This is a genomic window from Pseudomonas sp. S37, assembly GCF_016658545.1.
Taxonomy (GTDB): Bacteria; Pseudomonadota; Gammaproteobacteria; order Pseudomonadales; family Pseudomonadaceae; genus Aquipseudomonas.
Map to the genome: position 1 here is coordinate 48,407 of NZ_JACVZC010000010.1, position 12,862 is coordinate 61,268.

Annotated in this window: 11 protein-coding genes; 6 read left to right on the top strand and 5 right to left on the bottom strand. The window is 62.7% G+C overall.

What is annotated here, in order from left to right:
* The first annotated feature begins 31 nt into the window (after positions 1 to 31).
* Positions 32 to 1,303 carry an NAD(P)/FAD-dependent oxidoreductase gene (locus tag IAE39_RS06135; RefSeq protein WP_201200321.1) on the top strand — a complete coding sequence of 424 codons (1,272 nt, stop codon included), beginning with the start codon at positions 32 to 34 and terminating at the stop codon, positions 1,301 to 1,303.
* On the top strand, positions 1,300 to 2,118 hold the full coding sequence (locus tag IAE39_RS06140) for a sulfite exporter TauE/SafE family protein (protein WP_201200323.1): 819 nt from the start codon (positions 1,300 to 1,302) through the stop codon (positions 2,116 to 2,118). The genes IAE39_RS06135 and IAE39_RS06140 overlap by 4 nt, the downstream gene beginning before the upstream one ends.
* Here the strand turns inward: IAE39_RS06140 and IAE39_RS06145 are convergent.
* Positions 2,107 to 2,994: a LysR family transcriptional regulator gene (locus IAE39_RS06145; RefSeq protein ID WP_201200325.1), complete on the bottom strand. Its 888-nt coding sequence runs from the start codon at positions 2,992 to 2,994 to the stop codon at positions 2,107 to 2,109. The two genes, IAE39_RS06140 and IAE39_RS06145, sit on opposite strands and share 12 nt — an antisense overlap.
* Before the next feature lie 235 nt (positions 2,995 to 3,229).
* On the opposite strand from IAE39_RS06145, the gene IAE39_RS06150 reads away from it, so the two are divergent.
* Positions 3,230 to 4,876 carry a GMC family oxidoreductase gene (locus IAE39_RS06150; RefSeq protein WP_201200332.1) on the top strand — a complete coding sequence of 549 codons (1,647 nt, stop codon included), beginning with the start codon at positions 3,230 to 3,232 and terminating at the stop codon, positions 4,874 to 4,876.
* A gap of 97 nt (positions 4,877 to 4,973) precedes the next feature.
* Positions 4,974 to 6,593, top strand: a complete 1,620-nt coding sequence (locus tag IAE39_RS06155; RefSeq protein ID WP_201200334.1) for an MFS transporter — start codon at positions 4,974 to 4,976, stop codon at positions 6,591 to 6,593.
* Between the two features lie 324 nt (positions 6,594 to 6,917).
* Here IAE39_RS06155 and IAE39_RS06160 read toward each other — a convergent pair whose 3' ends face one another.
* Genes IAE39_RS06160 through glyQ form a run of 4 tightly spaced genes read right to left on the bottom strand, consistent with a single transcriptional unit; the run spans position 6,918 to position 11,276 of the window.
* Positions 6,918 to 7,703, bottom strand: coding sequence for a lysophospholipid acyltransferase family protein (locus IAE39_RS06160; RefSeq protein ID WP_201200336.1), 786 nt, complete (start codon positions 7,701 to 7,703; stop codon positions 6,918 to 6,920).
* 46 nt (positions 7,704 to 7,749) lie between these two features.
* Complete coding sequence (gene gmhB / locus IAE39_RS06165; RefSeq protein WP_201200338.1) at positions 7,750 to 8,277, bottom strand: D-glycero-beta-D-manno-heptose 1,7-bisphosphate 7-phosphatase; 528 nt, start codon at positions 8,275 to 8,277, stop codon at positions 7,750 to 7,752.
* A gap of 3 nt (positions 8,278 to 8,280) precedes the next feature.
* Positions 8,281 to 10,332, bottom strand: a complete 2,052-nt coding sequence (gene glyS / locus IAE39_RS06170) for a glycine--tRNA ligase subunit beta (RefSeq protein WP_201200340.1) — start codon at positions 10,330 to 10,332, stop codon at positions 8,281 to 8,283.
* Positions 10,329 to 11,276, bottom strand: a complete 948-nt coding sequence (gene glyQ, locus IAE39_RS06175; protein WP_027592054.1) for a glycine--tRNA ligase subunit alpha — start codon at positions 11,274 to 11,276, stop codon at positions 10,329 to 10,331. Before glyQ ends, glyS begins: the two co-directional genes overlap by 4 nt.
* 83 nt (positions 11,277 to 11,359) lie before the next feature.
* Here glyQ and IAE39_RS06180 point away from each other — a divergent pair, with 83 nt between their 5' ends.
* Together IAE39_RS06180 and IAE39_RS06185 are read left to right on the top strand one after the other, a co-directional pair.
* The gene (locus IAE39_RS06180) at positions 11,360 to 11,911 is read left to right on the top strand and encodes a DNA-3-methyladenine glycosylase I (protein WP_201200342.1); all 552 of its coding nucleotides are present in this window, start codon (positions 11,360 to 11,362) and stop codon (positions 11,909 to 11,911) included.
* A 41-nt stretch (positions 11,912 to 11,952) separates the two neighbouring features.
* Positions 11,953 to 12,840, top strand: a complete 888-nt coding sequence (locus IAE39_RS06185) for a lysophospholipid acyltransferase (RefSeq protein WP_201200344.1) — start codon at positions 11,953 to 11,955, stop codon at positions 12,838 to 12,840.
* The last annotated feature ends 22 nt before the right edge of the window (positions 12,841 to 12,862 follow it).

The following is a 12,862-nucleotide window of genomic DNA, read 5'->3' on the forward strand; positions in this document are numbered from 1 at the left end:
CCCCATAACCAGATTTCCAGGATTTACCGCCATGCCTGCCTTGTTGTCCCCTGCCACTACCGACCACCACAAGGTGGTCATCGTCGGTGCCGGTGCCGCTGGTATCGCCACTGCTGCCAGCCTGATCAGCCGCGATCCGTCTTTGGATATCACCTTGATCGATCCCGCCGAGGTGCACTACTACCAGCCCGGCTGGACCATGGTTGGCGCTGGTGTGTTCAAGGCGCCGAGCACTGCCCGTACAATGGCCTCGACCATTCCGCGCGGTGTGCGCTGGGTCAAGGCGCGCGTTCAGGGCTTCGACCCGTTGGGCCAGTTGGTCATGCTCGAAGATGGCCGCGCCATCAGCTATGAACAGCTGGTGGTCTGCCCCGGCCTCAAGCTGGACTGGGCCGCGATCGAGGGGCTTGGCGAGACCCTGGGCCGCAACGGTGTCACCTCAAACTACCGCTACGACCTGGCGCCCTATACCTGGGAACTGGTGCAAAAGCTCAAGCAAGGCCGTGCCCTGTTCAGCCAACCGCCCATGCCGATCAAGTGCGCCGGTGCGCCGCAAAAGGCACTGTACCTGTCGTGCGACCACTGGCTGCGCAACGGCCATCTGGGGGCGGTGAAGGCCAGCTTCTTCAATGCCGGCGCAGTATTGTTCGGCGTGGCGGACTACGTGCCTGCACTGATGAAGTACATTGAAAAGTACGCCGTGGACCTGAATTTTTCCCACCGCCTGGTAGCCGTGGACGGCCCGAACAAGCGCGCCACCTTCGTGCGCAGCCTGCCCGATGGCAGCAGCGAAACCTGCACAGAGGCCTTTGACATGCTGCATGTGGTGCCGCCACAGGTAGCGCCGGACTTCATCCGCGAAAGCCCGCTGGCCGACAGCGCTGGCTGGGTCGATGTCGACCCGCACACCCTACGCCATCGCAAGTACAGCAACGTTCATGCCTTGGGTGATGTAGCCAATACCAGCAATGCCAAGACCGCTGCGGCTGCTCGCAAGCAGGCACCGGTCGTGGCTAATAACGTGCTGGTGGCGCTGGGCAGGTTGCCGACCCTGGCCCAGTACGACGGCTATGGCTCCTGCCCGCTCACCGTCGAGCGCGGCAAGATCGTGCTGGCCGAGTTCACCTATGGCGGCAAGCTGGCCCCGAGCTTCCCCAACTGGCTGCTGGATGGCCGCAAGCCGACGCGCCTTGCCTGGTTACTCAAGGCCCAGGCGCTGCCGCCGCTTTACTGGCGAGGCATGCTCAAGGGCCGCGAGTGGCTGGCGCGGCCACAGCCGCTGGCAGCCGAGGGTGGGCAGTGATCGAACATCAATTGTTGGGCGCAGGCCTGGGCGCAATTATCGGCGCAGTGCTGGCGTTGACCGGCGCAGGCGGTGGGATTCTTGCCGTTCCCCTGCTGGTGTTCGGCCTCGGGCTGTCGATGGTCGAGGCGGCGCCGGTCGGCCTGTTGGCGGTAGGTCTGGCTGCGGCGGTGGGTGCGGTGCTGGGCTTGCGCCAAGGTTTGGTGCGCTACAGGGCGGCATTGTTCATTGCCCTGATTGGTGTGGCGGCAGCGCCGTTCGGGTTGATGCTGGCGCACCGTTTGCCGAATACACCCTTGCAGTTGGTGTTTGCCGGGGTGCTGGTTTACGCCTGCCTGCGCATCTGGCGCAAGGCGGCCAAAGAGCTGCGCGGCGAGGCCAATGATGCTCACCGCTTTATCGAGCCTTGTGTGTTGAACCCGCTTCAGGGGCGCTTGCGCTGGACCCTGCCCTGCGCACGCGCCCTGGCCTTCACTGGGGCGTTGTCGGGGTTGCTGTCCGGGCTACTCGGTGTGGGCGGCGGGTTCGTCATTATCCCGGCCCTTAACCGCTATACCAACCTGCGCATGGCCAGCATCGTTTCCACCTCGTTGGCGGTGATCGCCCTGGTCTCTGCCGGCAGTGTGGTCAGCGCCAGCCTTGCGGGTGTCATGCATTGGCAGGTGGGTGCCCCGTTTGCCGTTGGTGCAGTGCTCGGCTTGCTATTGGCCCGGCCGCTGGCGGCCAGGCTGGCCGGGCCGCGCCTGCAGCAGATGTTTGCTGTAGCAGGCTGGGCCGCGGCCCTGCTGCTGGCCGGCAAGGCGCTACTGAGCTAGCAGCTCGTTCTGCTCTTCTGCACACAGGCCCAGCAGGTAGTCCCACACTACCCGCAGGCGCACTGACTTGTGCAGCTCGCGGCGCGTGCAGATCCAGTAACTGCGTTGGATGGTTTCGCCAGGCAGCACGCGCACCAGGGTGGGATCATGGCGGGCCATGTAGTTGGGTAGCACGGCGATGCCCAGCCCGGCGCGGGCGGCGGTTTGCTGGGCGATCACGCTGGTGCTGCGGAACACCACGTTGGGTGCCCGGCAGAAGCTGTTGAGAAACAGCAGTTCCTGGCTGAACAACAGGTCATCAACGTAGCCGATCCAGTTGTGCCGGGCCAGGTCTTCGCGGTTGTGCAGTGGCGGCGCACGGTCCAGGTAAGCCTGGCTGGCGTACAGCGCCAGGCGGTAGTCGGTGAGTTTGCGCGTGATCAGCAAATCGGCGTTGGGCCGCTCCAGGTGGATGCTGATTTCCGCTTCGCGGTTGAGGATGCTGACGAAGCGCGGCACTGCTACCAATTCCACCTCCAGCCCCGGGTAGCGCTCGAACAGCGCGTTCATGCGCGGGGTGAAGAACATGATGCCGATGCCTTCGGTCACCCCCAGGCGAATCTTGCCCAGCGGGGTGATGGCCTGGGTGATTTCTTCTTGCGCCAGCAGGGCGACGTTTTCCATGGCCTCGGCGTGCTTGAGCAAGGCCTGACCCGAGGGGGTCAGCTCGTAGCCCTGGGCATGCTGCACGAACAGCGCAGTGCCCAGGCTCTGCTCGATGCTTTCGATGTGCCGGGCCACGGTGCTGTGGGTGGTATTGAGGCGCTTGGCGGCGGTAAGCAGGCGGCCGCTGCGCTGCAACTCGAGGAAAAACCGCAGATCGTTCCAGTCGAACATGCTGATCCTTGTGGCTGTTCGTCCGACCCTTTCGCGGCGGTGCGACGATTCGATAAACCCGCTCCCACAGGGATTGCACTAATCCTGTGGGAGCGGGTTCACCCGCGAAGAGGCCAGCAAAGGCATACCGCTGTGCTAAAACGCACAACGGCTGCGCGAAATCTCGTGTTTCCCCCACGAAATTACTCACTAAGATGGATCGGGACAAGAATAATAATCAGGCCCGAGGTTGCACATGCCATCAGCCGATTCTGTCTTCGATTACGTGGTCGTAGGGGCCGGCCCCGCCGGGTGCCTGCTGGCCAATCGTTTGTCCGCCGACCCGGCCTGCCGCGTGTTGCTGCTGGAAGCGGGCGGCCGCGACAACTATCCCTGGATTCATATCCCCGTCGGCTACCTCTACTGCATCGGCAATCCTCGCACCGACTGGTGCTTCAAGACCGAGGCCCAGCCCGGCCTGGGTGGTCGCGCACTGGGTTATCCACGGGGCAAGGTGCTCGGTGGCTGTTCCTCGATCAACGGCATGATCTACATGCGCGGCCAAGCTGCCGACTATGACCGCTGGGCCGAGCAAGGCAACGACGGCTGGGCCTGGAAGGACGTGCTGCCACTGTTCAAGGCCAGCGAAAACCACTTTGCCGGCGCCAGCGAACACCATGGCGGTGATGGCGAATGGCGCGTCGAGCGCCAGCGCTACAGTTGGCCAATCCTCGATGCCTTCCGCGATGCTGCCGAGCAAAGCGGCATCGGCAAGGTCGACGACTTCAACACCGGCGACAATCAGGGCTGTGGATATTTTCAGGTCAACCAGCGCAGTGGTGTGCGCTGGAATGCCTCGAAGGCGTTCTTGCGGCCGATCAAAGACCGCGCCAACCTCACCGTGCTGACCGGCGTGCAGGTTGACCAGGTGCTGCTCAACAACACCCGTGCCCGCGCGGTGAAAGCGTTCTGGCAAGGTGCCTGGCACGAGTTTGCCGCGCGCCGTGAAATCATTCTCTGCGCTGGCGCTATCGGCTCGCCCGGTATCCTGCAGCGCTCCGGCATTGGCCCTCGCCAGCTGCTGGAAGGTTTGGGCATCGGCGTGCGTCATGACATGCCTGGCGTCGGTGGCAACCTGCAGGACCACCTGCAACTGCGGCTGATCTACCAGATCCGCAACACCCGTACCTTGAACCAGATGGCCAACAGCCTGTGGGGCAAGATGGGCATGGGCCTGCGCTACCTCTACGATCGCAGCGGCCCGCTGGCCATGGCGCCGAGCCAGCTAGGCGCGTTTGTACGTTCCAGCCCGGACCAGGCCACTGCCAACTTGCAGTACCACGTACAGCCACTGTCACTCGAGCGCTTCGGCGAACCGTTGCATCAGTTCCCGGCCTTCACCGCTTCGGTGTGCAACCTGCGCCCGGCCAGCCGCGGGCGTATCGATATTCGCAGCACCGACATGAACAGCACGCCGCTGATCGACCCCAACTACCTCAGCGACCCCCAGGACCTGCGCGTCGCCGCCGATGCCATCCGCCTCACCCGGCGCATTGTCCAGGCCCCTGCCCTCGCTGCGTTCGAGCCCCAGGAATACCTGCCAGGCCCCACCCTGCAAACCGAGCAGGATCTGTTCGAAGCCGCCGGCAAGATCGGCACCACCATTTTCCACCCGGTCGGTACCTGCCGCATGGGCAATGGCGCCATGGACGTTGTGGATAACCAGCTGCGCGTGCATGGCATCCCTGGCCTACGCGTGGCTGACGCTTCGATCATGCCGCAGATCACCTCCGGCAATACCTGTTCCCCCACCCTGATGATCGCCGAGAAGGCGGCGCAACTGATCCTCAAAGGAGCGGCTACCCAAACCTACTTGAACGAAGACGCGTTACCGACCCCCTGACCCGGGTGCGTGCAGTAGCGGCAGCTTGCGGTCGAGAGCTGTCGGCAGTGGAACAAAAAGAATAATCACTGTGGCCTGCGGGCCGAGGACAGCAACGATGTCGGATTACATCCAGGAACAGGGTGCGGCGGCCAGCAGCCCCAGCCGCCGTGAAGAACGCAAGATCATTTTCGCGTCATCCCTCGGGACGGTTTTCGAGTGGTATGACTTTTTTCTCTATGGCGCGCTGGCAGCGGTCATCAGCAAGCAGTTCTTTGCGGGTGTGAACGACACCACGGCCTTCATCTTCGCCCTCATGGCTTTTGCCGCCGGCTTCCTGGTGCGGCCGTTCGGCGCGCTGGTATTTGGCCGGCTGGGCGACATGATCGGGCGCAAGTACACCTTTCTGGTCACCATCGTGCTGATGGGCCTGTCCACCTTCGCGGTGGGCTTGTTGCCCACCTACGCCAGCATCGGCATCGCCGCCCCGATCATCCTGGTGATCCTGCGCATGCTGCAGGGGCTGGCGCTGGGCGGTGAGTACGGCGGTGCGGCTACCTATGTGGCCGAGCATGCGCCGCAGGGCAAGCGTGGTTTCCACACCGGTTTCATCCAGTCCACTGCCACCCTGGGCCTGTTGCTGTCGCTGCTGGTGGTGCTGGGTAGCCGCTACATCAGTGGTGACCAGTTCGAAACCTGGGGCTGGCGCCTGCCGTTCCTGCTGTCGATCGTGTTGTTGGCAATCTCCACCTGGATCCGCATGAGCATGCACGAATCGCCGGCCTTCGTGAAAATGAAGGCCCAGGGCAAGGTCAGCAAGTCGCCAATCCGTGAATCGTTCACCTCCTGGCCGAACCTGAAAGTGGTGCTTACTGCACTGTTCAGCATCAACGCCGGGCAAGCCGTGACTTTCTACACGGCGCAGTTCTACGTGCTGTTCTTCATGACCCAGATGCTGAAGATGGACCCGGCCCAGGCCAACACCCTGCTGATCATCAGCGTCGTGATTGGTGCACCGTTCTTCGTATTCTTCGGCTGGTTGTCCGACCGTATCGGCCGCAAGCCGATCCTGATGCTTGGCCTGCTGTTGGCCACCGTGCTGTACTTCCCGCTGTTCAAGGCGCTGAGCCACTACGCCAACCCACAGATTGACGCCGCCAGCCGTCAGGCGCCCATCGTGGTTACCGCCGACCCGCAAGGCTGTACCTTCCAGTTCGACCCGGTCGGCAAGGCACGTTTCGACAGCCCGTGCGACAAGGTCAAGACCTTCCTGGTCAAGCAGGGCCTGCCGTACAGCTCGGTGAGCGTGGCCGGTAGCGATGTGGTGGTGAACATTGGCGACAAGACCATCAACGGCTTCGACGAAGCGGCCATGCGTACGGCGGTGGAACAGGCCGGCTACCCGGCCAAGGCCGACCCGGCACAGGTCAACCAGGTGATGGTGGTGGTACTGATCGTGGCGATGATCCTGATCGCGACCATGACCTACGGGCCACTGGCGGCGGTGATGGTCGAACTGTTCCCCACCCGCATCCGCTATACCTCGATGTCGCTGCCCTACCACATCGGCAACGGCTGGTTTGGTGGTTTCCTGCCGACAGTGTCGTTCGCGCTGGTGGTGTATACCGGGGATATCTTCTACGGGCTGTGGTACCCCGTGCTGGTCACTGGTATCAGCCTGGTGGTGGGGATCTTCTGCCTGAAAGAAACCAAGGATGTGGATATCGACAAGATCTAAAAGGCTGGCGTGGCCCCCTGTAGGAGCGGCCTTGCGTCGCGATCGGGCCGCACAGCGGCCCCAGGATTTCTGCCTTGATGCACAAATTGCTGGGGCTGCTTTGCAGCCCGATCGCGACACAAGGCCGCTCCTACACAAAGCGATCCGAGCTTGCATGGGCCCATAAAAAAACCGGCTGTAAAAGCCGGTTTTCTTATGCCCCGAAAAAACTTATGCACGCTTTTAAGAAAAATGTCACACAAAGAAATAAACAGCTAATTCAATTACTTACCGATTACTTCAAGCATTTCACCGAAAAACTGCTCACAAGTTATCCACAGATTCTCAGGCCATCTGTTCCTGCGGTTTCTCTTCTGCTGGCGGCAGCGAACCCATGGCCCGCTGGGTCGCTTCGTTCCACGCCTGAGCGCGGTCGTTGAGCTCGGCAATGGCACGTGGCCCGGTGCCGTTGGCGTACATCGGCTCGCCAATCACCACCTCGATGGTGCCCGAGCGCTTGCCCCAACCGGTCTTCGGCCAGAACTTGCCGGCGTTGTGGGCAATCGGCAACACCGGCAGCCCGGCATTGACCGCCAGCGCAGTACCGCCGCGGGAGAACTTGCCGACAGTCCCGAACGGCACGCGGGTACCTTCCGGGAAGATCAGCACCCAGGTTTTCTGCTTGAGCAGCTCATCGCCCTTGCTCGCTACCTGGCGCAGCGCTTCCTTGGGGTTATCGCGGTTGATCGCGATCGGCCGCAGCATGGCCATGGCCCAGCCGAAGAAAGGCACATACAGCAGTTCGCGCTTGAGCACCTGGCTCAGTGGCGAGAAATACTGGGACAGGAAGAAGGTTTCCCAGGTGCTCTGGTGGTTGGACAGGATCACGCAAGGCTCAGCCGGCACGTTCTCGGCGCCAGTGATCTTGTAGTCGATGCCCAGGATGGTGCGCACCAGGAACAGCGCGCAGCGGCACCAGTATACGTTGATGAACTTATAGCGCTTGGGGAACGACAAAAACGGCGCGACGAAGAAGCTCAGCGAGCACCACAGCAGCGAACTGGTGCCCAGCAGCAGGTAAAAAAGAAAGATTCTGATCGCCTGCAGGATCGACATAGTGGCTTGTACCATTGCGGGGCATGCCCGCCTGAGAAAAATGCGCCCGAAGGCGCACTGTTTAAATTAGTTCTCTGGCGATAGCAGCCAGATCGTCGAAAATCAGTGTAGTTTCCGGGACACCTTTTTCCAGGGTCCGCTCGCCCTTGCCGGTTTTCACCAACACGGGTTGTGCACCGACGGCCAGGGCGGCCTCCAGGTCACCTTTGCTGTCGCCGACAAACCAGACGCCTTCAAGGCCCACCTGGTAATGCTCGGCAATCGCCCGCAGCATGCCAGGCTTGGGCTTGCGGCAATCGCAGCCTTCGTCCGGCCCGTGCGGGCAAAACACGATGTGGCCCACCTCGCCGCCCTGCTCGGCCACCAGTTGGCGCAGGCGCGCATGCATGGCCTCCAGGGTTGCCAGCGGGTAGTAGCCACGGGCAATGCCGGACTGGTTGGTGGCCACGGCCACCGTCCAGCCCGCCTTGCTCAACTGCGCGATTGCTGCGACCGAGCCAGGGATGGGCACCCACTCTTCCAGCGTCTTGATGTAGGCGTCGGAGTCGTAGTTGATGACCCCGTCACGGTCGAGAATCAGCAGTTTCAAGGCTTACCCCAGCAGCGAAATGTCAGCCACGCCCAGGAACAGGCCGCGCAGGCGGCTGAGCAGGGCATAACGGTTGGCACGTACCTTGGCGTCTTCGGCATTGACCATCACCGCCTCGAAGAAGGCGTCGACCGGGTCACGCAGGGCCGCCAGGCGGGCCAGCGATTCGCTGTACTGGCGTGCAGCAGCCATCGGTTGCACGGCCTGGTCGGCCTGCTGGATGGCCGAGTACAGGGAGAACTCGTTGGCATTGTCGAAGTACTTCGGCTCGACCTGTTCGGCGATGGCGCCTTCAGCCTTGCTCAGCAGGTTCGACACACGCTTGTTCACCGCGGCCAGGGCCTCGGCTTCCGGCAGCTTGCGGAACGCCTGCACGGCCTGTACGCGCTGGTCGAAGTCCAGGGCGGAGCCTGGCTGCAGGGCACGCACCGACAGGTAGGTGGCCACGTCGATGCCTTCGTCTTCGTAACGCGCACGCAGGCGGTCGAAGATGAATTCCAGTACCTGCTCGGACAAACCGGCAGCCTTGACCTTGGCACCGAACTGCTTGACCGCGAACTCGACCGCACCGGTCAGGTTCAGGTCCAGCTGCTTCTCGATCAGGATCCGCAGCACGCCCAGCGCGGCGCGGCGCAGGGCGTACGGGTCTTTGCTGCCGGTAGGCAGCATGCCGATGCCGAAGATGCCGACCAGAGTGTCGAGCTTGTCGGCAATGGCCACGGCAGCACCGGTGAGGGTCTGCGGCAGCTCGGCGCCAGCACCGCGCGGCATGTACTGCTCGTTCAGGGCCAGGGCAACGTCTTCCGGCTCGCCGTCGTTGAGCGCGTAGTAGTAACCGGCAACACCCTGCATTTCAGGGAATTCGCCAACCATTTCGGTGGCCAGGTCGCACTTCGACAGCAGGCCGGCACGGCCAGCGCGCTGGGCGTCGCCGCCGATCAGCGGGGCGATGAAGGCAGCCAGTTTGGAAACGCGCTCGGCCTTGTCGTACACAGTGCCCAGCTGAGCCTGGAACACCACGTTTTTCAGGCGCTCGTTGAAGGTTTCCAGCGGCTGCTTCTTGTCCTGCTTGAAGAAGAACTCGGCGTCGGTCAGGCGTGGGCGCACGACCTTCTCGTTGCCTTGCACGATCTGCTTCGGGTCACGGCTTTCAACGTTGGCCACGGTGATGAAGCGCGGCAGCAGCTTGCCTTCGCTGTCCAGCAGGCAGAAGTACTTCTGGTTGTCCTGCATGGTGGTAATCAGGGCTTCCTGCGGCACTTCAAGGAAACGCTCCTCGAACGAGCACACCAGCGGCACCGGCCACTCAACCAGGGCGGTCACTTCGTCCAGCAGCGCCGGTGGCACGATGGCCGTGCCTTCCTGCTGCATCGCCAGCTCTGCGGTGCGCTTGCTGATCAGCTCGCGGCGCTCGGCGAAGTCAGCCAGCACGTAGGCTTTGCGCAAGTCTTCGACGTAGTTGGCCGGGGTGGTGACCAGCACGTTTTCCGGGTGGTGGAAGCGGTGGCCACGGGACTCACGGCCAGCCTTTTGCGAAAGGATGGTGCAATCGACGACCTGGTCGCCCAGCAGCATTACCAGCCATTGGGTCGGGCGCACGAACTCTTCACGGCTGGCCGCCCAGCGCATGCGCTTGGGGATTGGCAGGTCGTTCAGCGAATCTTCGACGATGGTCGGCAGCAGGCCGGCGGTGGCCTTTCCCGGAATGTGCTGGGAGAAACGCAGCTTAGGGCCGCTCTGGTCGATTTCGGCCAGCTCTACGCCGCACTTCTTGGCAAAGCCCAGCGCAGCCTGGGTCGGCTCGCCGTCTTTGAAAGCAGCCTGCAGGGGTGGGCCGTCGATGTTGATGCTGCGGTCAGGCTGCTGCACGTCCAGTTGGCGGATCAGCACGGCCAGGCGGCGCGGCGCGGCGTATACCTGCTTGCCGGTGTAGTTCAGGCCAGCGGCCTGCAGGCCTTTTTCGATGCCGGCCAGGAAGGCGTCGCCGAGGCTGGCGAGGGCCTTGGGTGGCAGCTCTTCGGTGCCCAGTTCTACCAGGAAATCTTGAGCACTCATTGTGCAGCCTCCAGCTTAGCCAACACTTCGTCACGCAGTTCAGGGGTGGCCATCGGGAAGCCCAGGCGTGCGCGGGCTTGCAGATAGCTTTGTGCCACGTCCCGGGCCAGGGTACGTACGCGCAGGATGTAGCGCTGGCGCTCGGTTACCGAGATGGCGCGGCGGGCGTCCAGCAGGTTGAAGGTGTGCGAAGCCTTCAGGACCATTTCGTAGGTCGGCAGCGGCAGCTCCAGCTTGATCAGGCGGTTGGCTTCGCTTTCGTAGAAGTCGAACAGTTCGAACAGCTTCTCGACGTTGGCGTGTTCGAAGTTGTAGGTCGACTGCTCCACCTCGTTCTGGTGGAACACGTCGCCATAGGTCACCTTGCCGAACGGGCCGTCTGCCCACACCAGGTCGTACACCGAGTCTACGCCCTGGATGTACATGGCCAGGCGCTCGAGGCCGTAGGTGATTTCACCGGTGACCGGGTAGCACTCGATGCCGCCTACCTGCTGGAAGTAGGTGAACTGGGTGACTTCCATGCCGTTCAGCCAGATTTCCCAGCCCAGGCCCCAGGCGCCGAGGGTCGGCGATTCCCAGTTGTCTTCGACAAAGCGAATGTCGTGCACCAGCGGGTCCAGGCCAATGGCCTTCAGCGAGCCGAGGTACAGCTCCTGGAAGTTGGCCGGGTTCGGCTTGAGCACCACCTGGAACTGGTAGTAGTGCTGCAGGCGGTTGGGGTTTTCGCCATACCGCCCGTCGGCAGGGCGACGGCTAGGCTGCACGTAGGCGGCGTTCCAGGTTTCTGGACCCACGGCGCGCAGGAATGTAGCGGTGTGGAAAGTGCCGGCGCCTACTTCCATATCGTAGGGCTGAAGCACCACACAACCTTGAGCTGCCCAGTAGTTTTGCAGGGCGAGGATCAGGTCTTGGAAGGTACGCACGGCTGGCGTAGGCTGGCTCACGAAATTCACCTGTATCTGGGGATGCGGATGTAAAGAGCGGGAGTATAACCTGATTCGCCTCGCCCTCTACTCATTGGAGCCTTATGCCACGCTGCTTTTGGTGTACCGACGATCCGTTGTACCAGGCCTACCATGACCAGGAATGGGGAACGCCCCAGCGTGACCCGGCGTTGCTGTTCGAGATGCTTTTGCTCGAAGGGTTCCAGGCCGGGCTGTCATGGATCACTGTTTTGCGTAAACGCGAGCGTTATCGCGAGGTGATGCATGGCTTCGACCCGGTGAAACTGGCGGCCATGAGCGACGAACGCATCGAAGAACTGATGCAGGATGCCGGCATCATCCGCAACCGCCTCAAGCTCAAGGCTGCCCGGCGCAACGCGCAGGCCTGGCTGGCTGTGGATAACCCCGCCGAATGGCTGTGGTCGTTCGTTGGCGGCGCGCCGAAGGTCAACCACTTCAGCGGCCGCAGCGAGGTGCCGGCGGTGACCGATGAAGCCAAGGCGATGAGCAAGGCCCTGCAGAAAGCCGGCTTCACCTTCGTCGGCCCGACCATCTGCTACGCGTTCATGCAGGCCACCGGCATGGTCATGGATCACACTACCGATTGTGATCGCTACGCCGCCTTGCTGCGCTGAGGGGTTACAATGCGCGCCTTGCTGAAATAAGGAATTCGCCTGTGGAAAAGTTCAAGGGCGCCCTGATGGTCGGGGTGCTGCGCCTGTTTGCCAAGCTGCCCTGGGGCGCTGTGCAGCGCGTGGGTGCCGGTATCGGCTGGCTGATGTGGAAGATCCCCAACGGTTCGCGCAACGTGGTGCGGATCAACCTGGCCAAGTGCTTCCCCGAAATGGACCCGGTTGCCCGTGAGCAACTGGTCGGTCAGGCCCTGCGGGATATCGGCAAGTCCTTTGTCGAAAGCGCCTGCGCCTGGATCTGGCCGCCGCAGCGTTCGCTGGAGCTGGTCAAGGAAGTGCACGGCCTGGAAGTGCTGGAGCAGGCCCTGGCCTCGGGCAAGGGCGTGGTGGGGATCACCAGCCACCTGGGCAACTGGGAAGTGCTGAACCACTTCTACTGCAACCAGTGCAAACCGATCATCTTCTACCGCCCGCCGAAGCTGAAGGCGGTAGATGACCTGCTGCGTGAGCAGCGGGTGCAGATGGGCAACCGCGTGGCGCCTTCGACCAAGGAAGGCATTCTCAGCGTGATCAAGGAAGTGCGCCGGGGTGGCCAGGTAGGTATTCCGGCTGACCCGGAGCCGGCGGAGTCGGCTGGCGTGTTCGTGCCGTTCCTCGGCACCCAGGCGCTTACCAGCAAGTTCGTGCCGAACATGCTGGCGGGTGGCAAGGCGGTGGGGGTGTTCCTGCATGCCCTGCGGCTGCCGGATGGTTCGGGCTTCAAGGTATTCCTTGAAGCCGCGCCGGAAGAGATGTACAGCACCGACGTGAACGTGTCGGCGGCGGCGATGAGCAAGGTGGTCGAGCGCTATGTGCGTGAGTACCCGAGCCAGTACATGTGGAGCATGAAGCGCTTCAAGAAGCGCCCGGCTGGCGAGCCGCGCTGGTACTAAGCCTTACACCGCCCCATGTAGG

What these genes read in the sequence shown, in the direction of transcription:
- IAE39_RS06135 (WP_201200321.1), top strand. Translation starts at nt 32, where the DNA reads ATGCCTGCCTTGTTGTCCCCTGCCACTACCGACCACCACAAGGTGGTC.
- IAE39_RS06150 (WP_201200332.1), top strand. Translation starts at nt 3,230, where the DNA reads ATGCCATCAGCCGATTCTGTCTTCGATTACGTGGTCGTAGGGGCCGGC.
- IAE39_RS06145 (WP_201200325.1), bottom strand. Translation starts at nt 2,994, where the DNA reads ATGTTCGACTGGAACGATCTGCGGTTTTTCCTCGAGTTGCAGCGCAGC.
- IAE39_RS06160 (WP_201200336.1), bottom strand. Translation starts at nt 7,703, where the DNA reads ATGGTACAAGCCACTATGTCGATCCTGCAGGCGATCAGAATCTTTCTT.
- glyS (WP_201200340.1), bottom strand. Translation starts at nt 10,332, where the DNA reads ATGAGTGCTCAAGATTTCCTGGTAGAACTGGGCACCGAAGAGCTGCCA.
- IAE39_RS06155 (WP_201200334.1), top strand. Translation starts at nt 4,974, where the DNA reads ATGTCGGATTACATCCAGGAACAGGGTGCGGCGGCCAGCAGCCCCAGC.
- IAE39_RS06180 (WP_201200342.1), top strand. Translation starts at nt 11,360, where the DNA reads ATGCCACGCTGCTTTTGGTGTACCGACGATCCGTTGTACCAGGCCTAC.